The following is a 2160-nucleotide window of genomic DNA, read 5'->3' as shown; positions in this document are numbered from 1 at the left end:
ACGACAGCCAAAACACCCTGCCAGCGAATCTGAGGCACCGCAGGCCAGGCCCGTCTCAGTGCCTCACCTCGGATGACAACGGACAGCGGTACGCCAGCATGGCCTGCCTGAGGTCCTCGGTCGCGGCGGCGCCCGCCTGCTCGGTCGTCTGGCGCGCCAGCCGGTACTCCTGGATCCGGTCCGCGTGGTACACCGACAGGTCAGAGAACAGCCGCTCTCGGTCGGCGACCTGATAGCCGCGATCCGCGGCGACCGCGGTGACCAGAGAGTCCGCTGCCTCCGCGGCCCGCGACGGGGTGTCGATGAACTCTTCCTGGAGCGTCGCCCACTGGGTGTCGTACGCGGCGCGCCGCTCGGCGCTGAGCGGCCGGATGTCCAGCTGCGCGATGCGGCGCTCCCGCTCGGCGAGCTCGCTGCGCGCCCGCCGCGGGCCGACCTCTGCCGCGAGCCGGTCGTACTCGGGACCGAACCGCTGCTGCAACGCTCGCTGGCGCCGTAGCAGAATGCCGACCGCCGCGGCGAGCAGCACGACGACGATGACGATCACGATGATGGTAACGGCCATGGTGACCTCCAGGACGACGGCGTGACCGCCCCCGCGACTGCCCCCCAGATTCCGGTCCAAACTCCGCGAATCCCTGCCGGACGGCAAAGCGGCCGATCACGTCCGGCGGCCGTCCCGCGCCGCCGCCCCGATACGATCTTCGGGGAAGCGAGGTGGGATGACGCGAATGGGGATGACTCCGGCCCAGGCGAGCGCGCCAGGCCCAGGCCCGAGGCAGCCCGGGGCGCGGGCCGCCATCGCCTGGTTCGCGGTGGCGCTCGCAGGCAGCGCCCTGCTCGGCCTGCTCGCCGGGCTCATCTGGAGCGAGGTCGCGCCCCGCGCGCTGCTCCAGGAGGTCTCGCCGGGAACGGCTGAGTTCGTGAACGTCGAGACGAGCGCGTTCATCGTCGCCGACGGCTGGTTCTGCCTGATCAGCGCCGCCGCAGGTCTGATCACCGGGCTGCTCGGCTACCGGTTCCTGCTGACCGCGCGGACCGGTGCCCGCGCCGCCGAGGGCGTCCGGGCGGCCGCGGCGGCCGGCCTGATCCTCGGCGGCATCGCCGGCGCGTTCGTCATGCTCTGGCTGGGCGAGCAGATCGGCCTGTCCGGCTACGACCAGCACCTGGGCAGCAGTCCGGACGGCACGCTGTTCCCCGGATCGCTCGCCCTCGGCGCCAAGAGCGCGCTGGCGTTCTGGCCGCTGGTCACCGCGGTCATCATCCTGGTCTCCGAATGGGGCACCCGCCGCTCCGCCTCCCCCAGCCCCGATGATTCCGCCGCCGTTGACAACTGAGAGCCGGCGACCGAGACACGCGAGACACCCGAGACACGCGGCTGTCCAGCATGCGGACGGTTCTGCGACCGGCCTGCGGTCTTCGTAGACTGGGCAGGTGACTTCGGATCGCGGGGTCAGCCCCGTCACCACCGTTATTGACCTGCGTGGTCGCGCCGCGGACGGGCTCACCAGGCAGGCGCTTGACGGCGTGCTGCCGCGCGCGGCCCTCGACGTGGATCGCGCCGCGGACCTCGTCAAGCCGATCACCGAGGACGTCCGCGTCCGCGGCGGCGCGGCCGTCCGTGAGTACACCAAGCGGTTCGACGGCGTGGACCTGGCGCATACCCGCGTCCCGCGAGAAGTCCTGCGCCGCGCCCTGGACACCATCGACCCGAAGGTCAGGGACGCTCTCGAGGAAGCCGCGCGCCGCGCCCGGGTGGTCCACGAGGCCCAGGTCCCGCGCCGCGCCGACACCACGCCCGCGCCGGGGCTCACCGTCTCCACCCGCTTCATCCCCGTCAACCGGGCCGGCGTCTACGTGCCAGGTGGCCTCGTCGCCTACCCCTCGTCCGTGGTGATGAACGTGGTACCGGCCCAGGCCGCCGGGGTCACAGAGATCGCGGTCGCGAGTCCTCCGCAAAGCGAGTTCGGCGGCCTGCCGCACCCGGCGGTGCTGGCCGCCTGCGCGCTGCTCGGCGTCACCGAGGTGCACGCGGCCGGCGGCGCGCAGGCGCTCGCCATGTTCGCCTACGGCACCGGTGAGTGCGCGCCCGTGGACGTGATCACCGGTCCGGGCAACGTATACGTCGCCGCCGCCAAGCGCATCCTGCAGGGCCAGGTC

At 72.6% G+C, this 2160-nt stretch carries 3 protein-coding genes; 2 read left to right on the top strand and 1 reads right to left on the bottom strand.

Annotation, left to right across the window (positions count from 1 at the left end; translation table 11 throughout):
• Positions 1-55: 55 nt before the first annotated feature.
• Entirely contained in the window at positions 56-565 is a 510-nt protein-coding gene (locus WA805_RS20195; protein WP_425243104.1) for a hypothetical protein, read from the bottom strand.
• 166 nt (positions 566-731) lie between these two features.
• On the opposite strand from WA805_RS20195, the gene WA805_RS20190 reads away from it, so the two are divergent.
• On the top strand, positions 732-1337 hold the full coding sequence (locus WA805_RS20190) for a hypothetical protein (RefSeq protein WP_425243103.1): 606 nt from the start codon (positions 732-734) through the stop codon (positions 1335-1337).
• 97 nt (positions 1338-1434) lie between these two features.
• Positions 1435-2160 (top strand): histidinol dehydrogenase (locus WA805_RS20185; RefSeq protein ID WP_425243102.1); only part of this gene is annotated, 726 nt, incomplete at its 3' end.

This window comes from Trebonia sp. (assembly GCF_049794275.1).
In the GTDB taxonomy this organism is placed as follows: domain Bacteria; phylum Actinomycetota; class Actinomycetes; order Streptosporangiales; family Streptosporangiaceae; genus Trebonia.
Note: the sequence above shows the minus strand (reverse complement) of the source record. Positions and strands in the feature narration are given on the sequence as shown.